Source organism: Sphingomonas sp. (assembly GCF_036731925.1).
Lineage (GTDB): Bacteria > Pseudomonadota > Alphaproteobacteria > Sphingomonadales > Sphingomonadaceae > Sphingomonas.
Window position 1 is genome coordinate 866836 of sequence record NZ_DAINDJ010000001.1, and the last position, 12508, is coordinate 879343.

Below are 12508 nucleotides of genomic sequence, written 5' to 3' on the forward strand. Positions count from 1 at the left end.
AAACGGTGGCGAAATCTGGCTCAACGCAGGCCGCGGGCGATCCGCAGGACGTAGCTGATCACCTCAGCCACCGCGGCATAATGCTCGACCGGAATCGGCTGGTCGAGCTCGGCGCTGGCGTAGAGGGCGCGAGCGAGGGGACGGTTTTCCACCAGCGGAATCTTGTGTTCCGTGGCGACCTCGCGGATCTTGAGCGCGATCGCGTCCACGCCCTTGGCGACGACCACCGGCGCGCCCATGCTGCCGTGATCATATTGCAGCGCGATGGCATAGTGGGTGGGGTTGGTGATGACCACGCTCGCCTTGGGGACGTTGGCCATCATCCGGCTGCGCGATCGCTGCATCTGCATGCTGCGGATCTTCGCCTTGATCTTGGGGTCGCCTTCGCTCTGCTTGTACTCGTCCTTCACTTCCTGAAGGCTCATGCGCATGCGCTTCATGAAGGAGCGGCGCTGCCAGACGAAGTCGAACAGGGCGAGCGCGCCGACCAGCGTCGCGATCGGGCGGAGCATGGCATGGACGATGTCGCTCGCCGCGCTGCCGGTATCGACCAGGTCGGCGCCGACCAGGCGGTCGATCGTCGCGGCGTGCGGCCAGGCGATCGCGGCGGCAATGCCGCCGACCAGGCAGAGCTTGGCGAAGGTCTTGGCGAACTCGACCAGCGCCTGCTTGCCGAACATGCGCTTGGCCCCGTTCATGGGGTTGAGCTTGTTCCACTTCGGCTTGATGCGCGACCAGCTGATCATCGGCCGGCCCTGGAGCACGCCGCCCAGGATCGCGAAGCCGAACAGCGCCGCAAGGATCGGGGCCAGCGCGGTGCCCACCGCCCCGAACAGCCCGGTCGCGAAGCTCTGGGCGCCCGTCGGCTCCATCCGGAAGTCATCCGCGCCGCCCCAAAGGCGCACGAACAGGTTGCCGAACTGCTGGACCGTGTAGGTGCCAAGGCCGCCCATCACCACCAGCGCCGCGACGAACATCGCGGCGTGGCGCATCTCGGGCGCCATCGGCACGTCGCCGCGCTTTCGCGCGTCTTCGAGCTTCTTGTCGGTAGGTTCCTGGGTCTTGTCGTCCGAATCGTCGCCGCCGCCCGCCATCACCAGCCCTTTTGCAGCACGTCACCCATGGTCTGGGTGAAGACGGTGAGCATGGTGCCGATGGTGGTGATCACCAGCGCGAGGCCGAGCAGCAGGTTGAGCGGCTGGGCGATGAAGAAGACCTGGATCGCCGGCGCTACGCGCGCCGCAAGGCCGAGGGCGACGTTGAAGACGATGCCGTAGACGAGGAAGGGAGCCGCCAGGCTGATGCCCAGCGTCATGGAGCGGCCGATCGCTTCCACCGCCAGCTCGGCGAAATCGTGCATCGGCGGCATGCCGCCGATCGGGAAGGTCTGGTAGCTGTGGACGATCGCGCCCAGCCACAGATGATGGACCTGCATGCCCATGCAGGCGAGCGCGGCGACGAGGCCGACGAGCTTCGACAGGATCGGCGCCTGGCCGGACTGCGAGGGATCGAAGATCACTGCCGAGGACAGGCCGATCTGAAGGCTCATCAGCGAGCCGGCCATCGAGATCGAGAAGAAGAGGATCTTGACGATCATCCCCATGGCGAGCCCGGTGATCAGCTCGGTCACCAGGATCGCCGGGAGCACGGCGCCCGCCTGCACGGCTGCGCGCGCCGGTTCCCCGATAAGGCCGTACAACGCGAACGACATGGCGAAGGCGATGAAGAGGCGGATGCGCCCGGGGATCGCGTCTTCGCCGAAGACGGGGAGCAGCATCAGCACCGCCCCGACCCGCGCGAAGACGATGAAGAAGGCCGAGGCCTGCAGCGCGAGATCGGGGGGGACGATCATCCGTGGATGATCATGTCGCTGATCTTGCCCATGAACTGGCCAAGTGCCTGGCCGATCGTGGGCAGCATCAGCAGGAACACCAATCCCATCGAGACCAGCTTGGGTACGAAGGTGAGAGTGGTTTCCTGGATCTGGGTGAGGGCCTGGAGCAGGCCGACGAACACGCCGACGATCAGCGAGGTCAGCAGCAGCGGTCCGACAACGGTGAGAATCAGCATGAGCGCGGATTCGGTGAGGCTGATCAGCTGCGCGGGCGTCATGATCGTGCGTGCCTGCGTCAGATCTGCATGCGCATGATGTCGGTATAGGCGCCGACCACGCGGTCGCGCACCGCGACCATGGTGTCGAGCGCGGTCTCGGCAGCGCCGATCGCGGTGACGACGTCGATCAGGTCGCCCTTGCCGGCAACCTGCTTGGCCGAGGCGGTCTCCGCGGTGCGCAGCTTGTCGGCCGTGCCGCCGACCAGGTTCTCGACCATCGCGCCGAAGCCCGAAGGCTGGTCGCTGCCGATTTCACCGCCGCCGGCAGCCTTGCCGAGGGTATTGCCGAGCGAGGCGACCCGGCCATAGGCCTTGGTTGCGTCCAATGCTCCGATAGACATGGCGCTGGTTCCTTACTTGAGCAGATCGATGGTGCGCATCGTCAGGCTCTTGGCCGCTTCGATGGCGTTGAGATTGGCTTCGTAGCTGCGCTGCGCTGCCTTCATGTCGGCGGTCTCGATCAGGCCGTTGACGTTGGGGCGCATGACATAGCCCTGCGCGTCCGCCGCCGGGTGACCGGGCTGATAGACCTTCACGAAGTCCGACTGATCGGCCTGGATCGACTTCACCTTGACGCCGGTAGCGCCGCTGGCGCGGTCGACCGCCGCCTGGAAGCTGATCACCTTGCGGCGGTACGGGTTGCCGCCCGGGGTGTCCGCGACCGAATCCTGGTTCGCGAGATTTTCCGCGATCGTCCGCATCCGCAGCGATTGCGCGCGCAGACCCGAGGCGGAAACGCCCAGCGAAGCATCCAAATCCATTGTTGATCCTCCACGGCCTGGAAAACGGCCCACGCCATCATTGTAGGCAAATTTTGCCGGGCAGGGCGCCGAGGGCGGAAAAAAGGTTCCTATAAGTCAGGGGGAAAGGGAGACGCATGTCCGTACTCGATGGAATCATGATCGAAATGTCGGTGGTGCTCGGTTCGACCGAAGTGCCGGTCCGGCAGATCCTGCAGATGAGCCGCGGGGCAATGATCCCGCTGGACTGCGGCCAGGACGATCCGAGCATGGTCTATGTCAACGGGGAGCTGGTCGCGCTGGGGCGCATCCTTGTCGACGGCGAAGTGATGTCGCTCGAAATTTCTGAACTCGTGAAGAAGCAGCGCAACTAATGGATCTCCTGTCGATGTTGCGTACCATGGGCGCGTTGGGCCTGGTGCTGGGGATGCTCGCGACGGCCCTGTGGGTGGTGCGCCGCTATGATCTGAAGCTCCCGGGCCGCGTGACCGGCGGCGGGCGCAAGCGCGTCGAACTAGTCGAGCGGCTGGCCGTGGACGCCAAGCGTTCGGTTGCGCTGATCCGCCGCGACGGGTGCGAGCACCTGATCCTGATCGGGCCGGAAGGCCATGCGACGATCGAGACCGGCATCACCCCGCCGCCGCAGCCGGTGGTGGAGACCACGCCTGCTGCCGCGGCGCCTGCAAAGATCGAGGACGATCTGGCGGTGCTGAAGGCCGGGGTGACCAAGCTGGCCGGCAAGCTCGACTTCAAGGCCATGGTGGATCGCGTTCGTCCGGATGTGGCGCCGCAGGCCGGAACCACGCCCGAAGCGCCGGCCGCCGAGGTCGTTGCCGTGGCCGACGAGGCTGCGCCGGGCCTCCCGCTGGCGGCGAATGATGCCGAGCCGGCGACCGACGCGGTCGAGGTTCCCCAGGCTGCCGCCGAGCCCGCGCCGCGCAGCCGCGCCCGCAAGTCCCAGGCGGCTCCCACGCGTACCCGCGTCCCGCGCGACACCACGCGGTGGAACAAGCGCGCGGTACGTGAGGCGCTGAATGCGTAAACTTCTTGCCGCGGCCGCACTGCTGATCGTGCTGCCGGTCGCGGCGCACGCCCAGGCTGTTGCGCCCGCCGCGCAGGCGGCGGCCCAGGGCGCGACCATCAGCATCGGCGGCGAGGGACCCCTCTCGGCCAAGGCCATCCAGCTGGTGCTGATGCTCACCGTGCTCAGCCTGGCCCCGGGCCTGCTGATGACGGTGACCAGCTTCACCCGCATGGTGGTCGCGCTGTCCCTGCTGCGCACCGGCATCGGTACGCCGGGCGTGCCGCCGAACCCGGTGATCATCAGCCTTGCCCTGTTCCTCAGCTTCTTCGTGATGGCGCCGACCTTCGAGAAGGCGTGGAACGAGGGCGTCGACCCCTATACCAAGGGCAAGCTGACCGAAGTCGCCGCGTTCGAGAAGACCACCGAGCCGTTCCGCCAGTTCATGCTCGGCCAGGTCCGCGACAGCGACCTCAAGCTGTTCGCCGACCTTGCCAACAAGAAGATCGCCACGCGGGCGGAAACGCCGCTGACGACGCTGGCGCCTGCCTTCATGATCTCCGAGCTGCGCCGTGCATTCGAAATCGGCTTCCTGCTGCTGCTGCCGTTCCTCGTGATCGACCTGGCGGTATCTGCGGTGCTGATGGCGATGGGCATGATGATGCTGCCGCCGCCGACGATCGCGCTGCCGATGAAGATCATCTTCTTCGTGCTGGTCGATGGTTGGGCGCTGGTCGCCGGCTCGCTGGTGAAGAGCTTCACGCACTGAGCTTAGCCCCCTCCGGGGAGGGGGCCAAATCTCCCTCCCGCAAGCGGGAGGGAGAGTTAGGTCACACCTGCAACCCCACCGCCTGCTGCGCAGCCTTCAGCGTCGGCGCTGCCAGTGCACTCGCACGCTCCGCGCCCTTCGCGAGCTTGACGCCCACTTCCGCACGATCATCGAGCAGCGCCGTGAGCCGTTCGCGGATGGGTCCGAGCACCGAGATGGTGAGGTCCGCCAGCGCCGGCTTGAACGCGCCGAAGCCCTGGCCCGCATATTCCTCCACCACCGATTGCGGATCCCTGTCCGCCAGCGCCGCGAAGATCGTCACCAGGTTGCGCGCCTCGGCGCGTTCGGCGAGCGCGTCGAACGAGTCCGGCAGCGGCTCGGGATCGGTCTTGGCCTTCCGGCACTTGGCGGCGATCGTGTCGTTGTCGTCGATCAGGTTGATGCGGCTCAGGTCGGACGGATCGGACTTGGACATCTTCGCATTGCCGTCGCGCAAGGACATGATCCGCGGCGCGGCCTTGCTGATCAGCGGCTCCGGCAGCGGGAACAGCTCGACGCCGAAGTCCTGGTTGAACTTGGTGGCGATGTCGCGGGTGAGTTCCAGATGCTGCTTCTGGTCCTCGCCGACGGGAACGTGCGTCGCCTGGTAAACGAGGATGTCCGCGGCCTGGAGCACCGGGTAGGTGAACAACCCGACGCTGGCGCCGTCGCGGTTCTTGCCGGCCTTGTCCTTCCACTGGGTCATTCGGTTCAGCCAGCCCATCCGCGCGGTGCCCTGGAGGATCCAGCAGAGCTCGGCATGGGCGGGGACGCGCGCCTGGTTGAACAGGATCGATCGATCGTCGATGCCCGCGGCGAACAGCGTGGCAGCCATCTCGATCGTCGAGTTGGCAAGTTCCTGCGGGGTAATCGAGCCGGTGAGGGCGTGGAGATCGGCGAGGAAGAACAGGCATTCGCCCTGATCCTGCATCGCGACCCACTGCTTGATGGCGCCCAGATAATTGCCGAGGTGGAGATTGCCGGTGGTCTGGATGCCGGAAACGACGCGCATGGAAGGTTCACTCCGCACCCGGTTGACCGTTCGGCCGTTGGACGGGCCGCGGGTCCGTGGCGGCGGGGGTGCTTGTGGCCGCGCGATCTGCCAGGACGCCGCGGCTCTAGAGCAGCTTGGGGCGAAGGGGAACCGGGCTCAGCGTGCGGCGCGGCGGCGGGCCAGCGCCTTGAGGTCCGAAAGCAGGAAGGCGCGGGTGGCGAAGCAGGCCGCGACGTAGATCGCTGAACCGGCGCCGACGAGGATCACGAGGCCGGTATAGCGTTCCCACAGCCGCCCGTTGAGCCACGGGTCGAGCAGGCTGCTGCCGCCCCAGAGCGCAACCCCCATCAGGATCGCGGCGAGCGCCAGGCGCGGCAGGCGACGGGCGAGCTGCGCGTCCACGGTGAAATGACCGCGCTTGCGCAGCGTCAGGTACAGCATCGTCACGTTGACGGTGGAGGAGAGCGCGGTCGCCAGCGGCGGCCCGAGATGGGCGATCAGCGGGATCAGGGCGAGGTTGGCGGCGATGTTTACCGCGACCGAGATCATCGCGAAGCGCACCGGCGTCCTGGTGTCCTGGCGGGCATAGAAGCCGGGGGTCAGCACCTTCACCAGGATATAGGAGGGCAGGCCGATCGAGAAGCCGGCCAGCGCCCAGGCGCACTTCACCGTGTCCTCCGGCGTGAAGTGGCCGTACTGGAACAGCCCGCGCACGATCGGCTCGGCGGCGACGATCAGCGCGACCATCGCGGGCAGGGTGAGGAACAGCGCCAGTTCCATGCCACGGTTCTGCGTCTCCATCGCTTCCGCCTCCTTGCCCGCGCCGAGCAGGCGGGAGATGGTGGGGAGCAGGATGGTGCCGAGGCCGATGCCGATCATCCCCAGCGGCAGCTGGTTCAGCCGATCGGCATAATAGATGTACGAGATCGAACCCTCGCCGAGCAGCTTGCCCGAGAGCGAGGTGGAGATGACGAGGTTCAGCTGCACCGCGCCCGCGCCGACGGCGGCGGGCAGAATCAGCTTCATCAGCCGACGCACATCGTTGTCGATGCGGGGCAGGCGAGGGCGCAGCGACACGCCCGAGGCGCGGCAGGCGAGCGCCAGCCAGCCGAGCTGGAGCAGACCGCCCACCGGCACCGCGATCGCCTGCACCCGCGCGGTTTCCTCTGGCGTGCCGTGGAAGAAAAACAGGCCGGTCACCATCGCGATGTTGAGCAGGATCGGCGCGGCGGCGTTGACCCAGAACTTGTCGAGCGAATTGAGGATGCCGCCCAGCAGGGAGGCGAGGCAGATCAGCATCAGATACGGAATGGTGATCCGCGACAGCTGCACCGCGAAGGCGAACTGCTCCGCCGTCGGGTGTTGCTTCTCGAAGCCCCATGAAAGGGCGAAGGTAAGCGGCCAGGCCGCGGCGAGCGCCACCAGCGTTAGCGCCAGCAGTACCGCAAAAAGAACGGAAAGCGTGCGCTCGGCGAAATCATAGGCCGCACCGCGCTCGCCGTTCACGCCCAGCTTCTGGTTGAACATGGGGACGAACGCCGATGCGAACGCCCCTTCGGCGAAGAAGGCGCGGAACATGTTGGGCAGGCGGAAGGCGACGAGAAAGGCGTCCGACGCGAAGTTCGCGCCGACATAGCGCGCCTGGAGCGAATCGCGGACCAGCGCGAGGATGCGACTGGCGAGCGTGAGACCGCCCACCGAACCCAGGCTACGCACAAGCTTCATCGAGATTTCGCCGTCCTATTAAAGAAAAGGGGGCGCCACCGACGTGCGGCGCGCCCCCATATTCAGGCTGCAGCCCGGATCAGGCGTGGCCGGCTTCTTCGAAGCCGATCGCGCCTTCCTGCTGGGCACGCTGCTGCATGTAGATGCCGGCGAAGTCGATCGGCTCCAGCATCAGCGGCGGGAAGCCGCCGTCGCGAACCTGATCGGCGAGCACGCGGCGCGCGAAGGGGAAGAGGATGCGCGGCGCTTCGCCGAGCAGGAACGGATCGAGCGCTTCCTGGGGAATGTTGCGGAGCGCGAACAGGCCCGCATAGGTGAGGTCGACGATGAACGCGACCTGCTCGCCGGCCTGGGCGCGGACTTCGATCTTCAGCGCGACTTCGTACACGTCCTCACCGACCTTGTTCGAGCCGATGTTGAACTGCACGTCGATCGCGGGCGCGGTCTGCTGCTGGTAGATGGCCGGTGCGTTCGGGTTCTCGAACGACAGGTCCTTCACATATTGCGACAGCACGCCAGCCTGGGGCGCCTCATCCGCGCCATCCGCAGCGCCGATTCCGGCGAAGGTGTCGTTCTCGGCCATCCAACTTTCCTCTTTATGCAGGAGATTTTCGCGCGCTCGGCGCGTTACCGGGCAAGCGACTAGCAGGCGTGTGCCGGTGGTGCAATCGCACGGCCCATCGTACGGTTTGAAACCTAAGGCACGAAGCCCTATGTACTAGAGACGGAGGCTTTGGAGGGCCAGTGTTCTACGTCATTCTGTTCGCGATGGTGGCCGGTTTCCTGGCGCTTCGACTGTATGCGGTACTCGGCAAGCGTACCGGCCATGAGCAGCCGCTGCCGAAGCCTGCCGAGGAGCGCGTTGCCGCGCCGCCGGTAACGCGGACGATCGAGGCGCTGCCCGAGGTCCGCGACTCGGGGAACCGCACGATCGATTCGGGGGCCGAATCCGGCCTGCGGTCCGTCGTGTCCGCCGATCCCAGCTTCGACGTGGCCAAGTTCCTGGAAGGCGCCAAGTCGGCCTACCGGATGGTGCTCGAAGCCTTCTGGAAGGGCGACGAGGAAACCTTGCGCTTCCTGGTCGACGACGATGTTCGCGGTGCGTTCGAGCAAGCGATCGCCGATCGCAAGGTGACGGGCGAGGTGCTCGACAACCGCCTGATCACGATCGAGCGCGCGACGATCGCCGAGGCCGGCGTCGAGGGCAAGGTCGCCCGCGTGACGGTGCGCTTCGATGCGGACATCGTAGCAGTGACTCGCGACGCGGAAGGCAATGTCGTTGCGGGCTCGCTGAGCGACGCTGTCACCACGCATGATGTGTGGACCTTCGCGCGCAAGCTGCGCAGCGACGATCCGAACTGGAAGCTGGTCGAGACCGACGAAGCCTGAGGGGCACCATGCGGATATTCGGGGGATTGGCGCTCGCGGGGCTGCTCGGCGCATGTTCGAGCGGCATCGTTCCCCCGGAAGCGGGCACGCGGCCCGCGCCGACCCGTCCTGCACCTGTAAAGCCGGAACCCGCGCCCGAGCGTCCGCGCCCTGGAGCCGCGCTTCCCGAGACGCCCGGCAACCTGCCTGCGCGCCAGCCGACCGCCGCGATCCCGCTGCCGGCGCTGCCCGCTGCGCCCGCGCTTGCCGGCGCGACGACCGCCGCGACCACGGGCCTGGTCGCCGGCCCTGCCGTCGAGACGCTGCCGATCACCGCCGACAATGCCCAGCGCGCGCTTGCGGCGTTCAGGTTGAGCTGCCCGGGACTGATGCGTCGCACCGATGCGTCCGGCCTTACGACCGGAGCGGATTGGACCAATGCCTGCGCGGCGGCGGCCAGTTGGTCGGGTGGTGCCGCACCCTTTTTTGCCCAATGGTTCGAGACGGTGCAGGTCGGCACCGGCGCGGCCTTCGCCACTGGCTATTACGAGCCGGAGATCGCCGGGGTGCGCGAGCGGCGCTCGGGCTATGACGTGCCGGTCTACGGCCTTCCGGACAATCTGATCGAGGTCGATCTCGGTCTCTTCTCCGATGCGCTGAAGGGCAAGCGGATCAGGGGCCGCGTCGACGGCCGCCAGTTCGTCCCCTATTATGATCGTACCCAGATCGAGCAGGGCGCGCTGGAAGGCCATGCGCCGGTGGTCGCCTGGGCGGCGGACCCGATCGAGATGTTCTTCCTGCAGGTGCAGGGTTCCGGCCGGCTGAAGGGGCCGGACGGGAAGGTGCTGCGCATCGGCTATGCCGGGCAGAATGGCCGCGACTATACCGGCATCGGCAGGCTGATGAAGGATCGCGGGCTGCTTGGCCCTGGGCAAACCTCGATGCAAGGTATTGTCGCCTGGCTGCGTGCCCATCCCGAAGACGGCCGCGCGATCATGCGCGAGAACAAGAGCTTCGTCTTCTTCAAGGAACTGACCGGCGCAGGGCCGCTGGGCGCGATGGGCTATCCCGTCGCCGGCTGGACCAGCGTGGCGGCGGACCCGAAGTTCATTCCCTTGGGCGCGCCGCTGTTCCTGTCGATGGACCGCACCGACGCGACGGGCCTGTGGGTGGCGCAGGATACCGGCGGCGCGATCAAGGGCGCGAACCGCGTCGATACCTTCTGGGGAGCCGGTGACGATGCGCGGGCGATCGCCGGCGGCATGTCCGCGCGCGGCACCGCTTGGCTGCTGCTGCCCAAGGGCACGCTCGCCCGGCTCAGCGCGGCCACCCCGCCGGTTACGCCGCCGGCGATTCCCCAGCCATGAGCGGGCGCGGGCGCCGCAATCTGGCGCCCGAGGAAGCGGCGCTGTGGCAGAAGGTCATCCAGACCGTCACGCCGCTCCACGTTCGTGCCGCGCCCCGGAAACTGCCGCCGGAACCGGCCATTCCGCCCGTAGCTGCGCCGGCTGCCAAACCGACACCGCTTGCCCGACGGATCGAGGTGCCGACCGGCAAGCTGGTACCGACTCGACCCGCCCGGCCCGCGATCACGCTCTCCACGCCGATGCCGGATACCCATGAGCGCCGGACGCTTGATGCCGGATGGGATCGGCGCCTGTCGCGCGGACTGGTTGCGCCGGAGAGCGCAATCGACCTGCACGGCCACAACCTCCATGCCGCCTATGATCGGCTGGACGTGGGGCTGGGCCACGCCATCGCACGCGGCGACCGGGTGCTGCTGCTGATCACCGGCAAGCCGCCGCGGCCCGAATCCGAGCGGCCGCACGCACGCGGTGCGATTCGGGCCGCCGTCGGCGACTGGCTGGCAGCATCGCGCCATGCAGACCGCATCGCGGCGGTGCGCCAGGCACATCCGCGCCACGGTGGCTCGGGCGCGCTGTACATCGTGCTGCGGCGTCCCCGCGCTTCGTAGAAGACCTGAATTTCTTAACTAATGCATGCGAAGGGTATCGCTGCGCCATTTACTGTCGGCGCCGCATGGGGATGGTTTGGAGCGTCGATCGGCAATGCGCTGGGGGGAGCTGGATTTCGGGAGAGGGATGGCGGGCGCTGCTGCGCTTGCGGCCTGTCTGCTCATCGGCGGCGCACTCGCCGCGGGTGTCGCGCTCCAGGTGGTTGCGGTCGCGCTGCTGCTCGCCCTGCCGCTCGTCATCCTTGCCGTTTTCGCGGTCTGGGCGTTGATGCAACCCCGCCGTAACGCCGCGCTGGCCGCGGCGGTCGATCGGCTTCACGCCGCGGCGTTGGGCGACCTCGAAAGTCCACTGCCGCCGGCTCTGGTCCACGGTACACCGCGCCTTGCCGAGTCGATGGACGAGCTGTTCCTCAAGCTGCGCGGCAATCTGGAGAGCGTGCACCGGCTCGCCATGTTCGACACGGTGACCGGCCTTGCCAATCGTCCGCATTTCCGCCGCAGTGCCGAGCGGATGCTGGAAGACGCGGCGGAGCATGCGCGGGCCGTGCTGTTCTTCATCGACCTCGATCGGTTCAAGGCCGTGAACGACACGCTGGGGCACGCCGTGGGCGACGTGCTGCTGGGCATGGTGGCGAACCGGCTGCGCGCGGTGGGCGATCAGTGCGCGGCCTTCAACCATGGCGAGACCCCGCTGATCGGCCGTCTTGCCGGCGACGAGTTCACCCTGTTCTTCGCCGACCTTCCCGATCCGCAGGCCCGCGAGCGGGTGGGGCAGAAGGTGCTGGAGGCGCTTTCCGAACCCTTCGACCTCGCCGGCCAGCAGGTTTCGATCGGCGCCTCGGTAGGACTTGCGCTGCACCCCGAGCACGGCGTGACCCTGCACGAGCTGATGGGCGCAGCCGATGCGGCCATGTATCAGGCCAAGACTCAGGGCCGCGGGCGGGTGGAGACGTTCAGCGATCGGCTCGCGGCCCAGATGATTGCCCGCGCGCGGCTTGAGACCGAACTTCGCGCCGCCATCGAGCATGATGAATTTGCGCTGGTGTTCCAGCCGCAGGTGTCTGCGAACACGGGCGCGATCGTGGGCGCGGAAGCGCTGCTTCGATGGCAGCACCCGGACGGAACGAAGCTGCCGGCGTCGTTCCTGCCGCGCGCCGAGGAGACCGGGTTGATCGTCGAGATCGGCGACTGGGTCGTTGCCACCGTTGCCAACACCATCGCGCGCTGGGGACGTCTGGGTATCGAGCAGCGGCTGGCGGTGAACGTCAGCCAGCGCCAAATCGATCATGCGAGCTTCTTCCGTCATCTGCGCGCGGCGATGCTCGCGGCGCAGGCGCCCGCGCGGCTGCTGGAACTGGAGATCAGCGAGACGCTCGCGATGCATTGTTCCGAGGACGTGCTGCGCGCGATCGCGACGCTGCGCTCCGCCGGTGCGACGATCGCCGTCGATGATTTCGGCACCGGCTATTCCAATCTGGCGCGGCTGCGGCGACTGCCGATCGACCGGGTCAAGCTCGACCGCAGCCTGATCGAGCATGTCGCGACCAATCCGGAGGCGCGTGCCGTTGCGCAGGCGGTGATCGGGCTGATCCACGGCATCGGCTGCGAAGCAGTGGCCGAGGGCATCGAAAGCGAGGCGCAGGCCGCCGTTCTGCGCGTGATCGGCTGCGATGTGCTGCAGGGCTATGCGATGGGCGCGCCGATGGGCGAGGCGGACTTTCTCGCTTGGGTGCGCGACATGGCGCCGCGCCGCGCTACCGCCTGA

Annotated in this window: 15 protein-coding genes; 7 read left to right on the top strand and 8 right to left on the bottom strand. The window is 67.4% G+C overall.

Annotated features, from left to right (window positions below):
• Positions 1–20 precede the first annotated feature (20 nt).
• Genes flhB through flgC form a run of 5 tightly spaced genes read right to left on the bottom strand, consistent with a single transcriptional unit; the run spans position 21 to position 2873 of the window.
• Complete coding sequence (gene flhB / locus V7E00_RS04455) at positions 21–1094, bottom strand: flagellar biosynthesis protein FlhB (RefSeq protein ID WP_333571469.1); 1074 nt, start codon at positions 1092–1094, stop codon at positions 21–23.
• Positions 1094–1852, bottom strand: a complete 759-nt coding sequence (gene fliR / locus V7E00_RS04460; RefSeq protein WP_333571470.1) for a flagellar biosynthetic protein FliR — start codon at positions 1850–1852, stop codon at positions 1094–1096. Before fliR ends, flhB begins: the two co-directional genes overlap by 1 nt.
• Positions 1849–2112, bottom strand: a complete 264-nt coding sequence (locus tag V7E00_RS04465) for a flagellar biosynthetic protein FliQ (protein ID WP_333571471.1) — start codon at positions 2110–2112, stop codon at positions 1849–1851. Before V7E00_RS04465 ends, fliR begins: the two co-directional genes overlap by 4 nt.
• A gap of 17 nt (positions 2113–2129) precedes the next feature.
• Complete coding sequence (locus V7E00_RS04470) at positions 2130–2453, bottom strand: flagellar hook-basal body complex protein FliE (protein ID WP_333571472.1); 324 nt, start codon at positions 2451–2453, stop codon at positions 2130–2132.
• A gap of 12 nt (positions 2454–2465) precedes the next feature.
• A complete protein-coding gene (flgC, locus tag V7E00_RS04475) occupies positions 2466–2873 on the bottom strand; it encodes a flagellar basal body rod protein FlgC (protein ID WP_333571473.1) in 408 nt (135 codons plus the stop codon).
• 116 nt (positions 2874–2989) lie between these two features.
• Between flgC and V7E00_RS04480 the strand changes: the two genes are divergently transcribed.
• The 3 genes from V7E00_RS04480 to fliP are packed head-to-tail and all read left to right on the top strand — an operon-like array spanning position 2990 to position 4642.
• Entirely contained in the window at positions 2990–3226 is a 237-nt protein-coding gene (locus tag V7E00_RS04480; RefSeq protein ID WP_333571474.1) for a FliM/FliN family flagellar motor switch protein, read from the top strand.
• A gap of 14 nt (positions 3227–3240) precedes the next feature.
• Positions 3241–3894, top strand: a complete 654-nt coding sequence (locus V7E00_RS04485) for a flagellar biosynthetic protein FliO (RefSeq protein WP_333571475.1) — start codon at positions 3241–3243, stop codon at positions 3892–3894.
• A complete protein-coding gene (gene fliP, locus V7E00_RS04490) occupies positions 3887–4642 on the top strand; it encodes a flagellar type III secretion system pore protein FliP (protein WP_066722512.1) in 756 nt (251 codons plus the stop codon). The genes V7E00_RS04485 and fliP overlap by 8 nt, the downstream gene beginning before the upstream one ends.
• Before the next feature lie 61 nt (positions 4643–4703).
• Here the strand turns inward: fliP and trpS are convergent, their stop codons facing one another.
• From trpS to secB, 3 genes are all read right to left on the bottom strand, one after another.
• Positions 4704–5693 carry a tryptophan--tRNA ligase gene (gene trpS / locus V7E00_RS04495; protein ID WP_333571476.1) on the bottom strand — a complete coding sequence of 330 codons (990 nt, stop codon included), beginning with the start codon at positions 5691–5693 and terminating at the stop codon, positions 4704–4706.
• Between the two features lie 138 nt (positions 5694–5831).
• Positions 5832–7400 (bottom strand): murein biosynthesis integral membrane protein MurJ, encoded by a 1569-nt coding sequence (gene murJ / locus V7E00_RS04500; protein WP_333571477.1) that lies wholly within the window; start codon positions 7398–7400, stop codon positions 5832–5834.
• Positions 7401–7479: 79 nt separating this feature from the next.
• A complete protein-coding gene (gene secB, locus V7E00_RS04505; RefSeq protein WP_333571478.1) occupies positions 7480–7983 on the bottom strand; it encodes a protein-export chaperone SecB in 504 nt (167 codons plus the stop codon).
• Between the two features lie 161 nt (positions 7984–8144).
• On the opposite strand from secB, the gene V7E00_RS04510 reads away from it, so the two are divergent.
• From V7E00_RS04510 to V7E00_RS04525, 4 genes are all read left to right on the top strand, one after another.
• Complete coding sequence (locus tag V7E00_RS04510; RefSeq protein ID WP_333571479.1) at positions 8145–8789, top strand: Tim44/TimA family putative adaptor protein; 645 nt, start codon at positions 8145–8147, stop codon at positions 8787–8789.
• Positions 8790–8797: 8 nt separating this feature from the next.
• Positions 8798–10135 (top strand): murein transglycosylase A, encoded by a 1338-nt coding sequence (mltA, locus tag V7E00_RS04515; RefSeq protein ID WP_333571480.1) that lies wholly within the window; start codon positions 8798–8800, stop codon positions 10133–10135.
• A complete protein-coding gene (locus tag V7E00_RS04520) occupies positions 10132–10743 on the top strand; it encodes a Smr/MutS family protein (RefSeq protein ID WP_333571481.1) in 612 nt (203 codons plus the stop codon). Before mltA ends, V7E00_RS04520 begins: the two co-directional genes overlap by 4 nt.
• Before the next feature lie 127 nt (positions 10744–10870).
• On the top strand, positions 10871–12508 hold the full coding sequence (locus tag V7E00_RS04525) for a putative bifunctional diguanylate cyclase/phosphodiesterase (protein WP_333571482.1): 1638 nt from the start codon (positions 10871–10873) through the stop codon (positions 12506–12508).

What these genes read in the sequence shown, in the direction of transcription:
- secB (WP_333571478.1), bottom strand. Translation starts at nt 7,983, where the DNA reads ATGGCCGAGAACGACACCTTCGCCGGAATCGGCGCTGCGGATGGCGCG.
- murJ (WP_333571477.1), bottom strand. Translation starts at nt 7,400, where the DNA reads ATGAAGCTTGTGCGTAGCCTGGGTTCGGTGGGCGGTCTCACGCTCGCC.
- fliR (WP_333571470.1), bottom strand. Translation starts at nt 1,852, where the DNA reads ATGATCGTCCCCCCCGATCTCGCGCTGCAGGCCTCGGCCTTCTTCATC.
- trpS (WP_333571476.1), bottom strand. Translation starts at nt 5,693, where the DNA reads ATGCGCGTCGTTTCCGGCATCCAGACCACCGGCAATCTCCACCTCGGC.
- fliP (WP_066722512.1), top strand. Translation starts at nt 3,887, where the DNA reads ATGCGTAAACTTCTTGCCGCGGCCGCACTGCTGATCGTGCTGCCGGTC.
- flgC (WP_333571473.1), bottom strand. Translation starts at nt 2,873, where the DNA reads ATGGATTTGGATGCTTCGCTGGGCGTTTCCGCCTCGGGTCTGCGCGCG.
- V7E00_RS04470 (WP_333571472.1), bottom strand. Translation starts at nt 2,453, where the DNA reads ATGTCTATCGGAGCATTGGACGCAACCAAGGCCTATGGCCGGGTCGCC.
- flhB (WP_333571469.1), bottom strand. Translation starts at nt 1,094, where the DNA reads ATGGCGGGCGGCGGCGACGATTCGGACGACAAGACCCAGGAACCTACC.
- V7E00_RS04520 (WP_333571481.1), top strand. Translation starts at nt 10,132, where the DNA reads ATGAGCGGGCGCGGGCGCCGCAATCTGGCGCCCGAGGAAGCGGCGCTG.
- V7E00_RS04525 (WP_333571482.1), top strand. Translation starts at nt 10,871, where the DNA reads ATGGCGGGCGCTGCTGCGCTTGCGGCCTGTCTGCTCATCGGCGGCGCA.
- V7E00_RS04465 (WP_333571471.1), bottom strand. Translation starts at nt 2,112, where the DNA reads ATGACGCCCGCGCAGCTGATCAGCCTCACCGAATCCGCGCTCATGCTG.
- V7E00_RS04485 (WP_333571475.1), top strand. Translation starts at nt 3,241, where the DNA reads ATGTTGCGTACCATGGGCGCGTTGGGCCTGGTGCTGGGGATGCTCGCG.
- V7E00_RS04480 (WP_333571474.1), top strand. Translation starts at nt 2,990, where the DNA reads ATGTCCGTACTCGATGGAATCATGATCGAAATGTCGGTGGTGCTCGGT.
- mltA (WP_333571480.1), top strand. Translation starts at nt 8,798, where the DNA reads ATGCGGATATTCGGGGGATTGGCGCTCGCGGGGCTGCTCGGCGCATGT.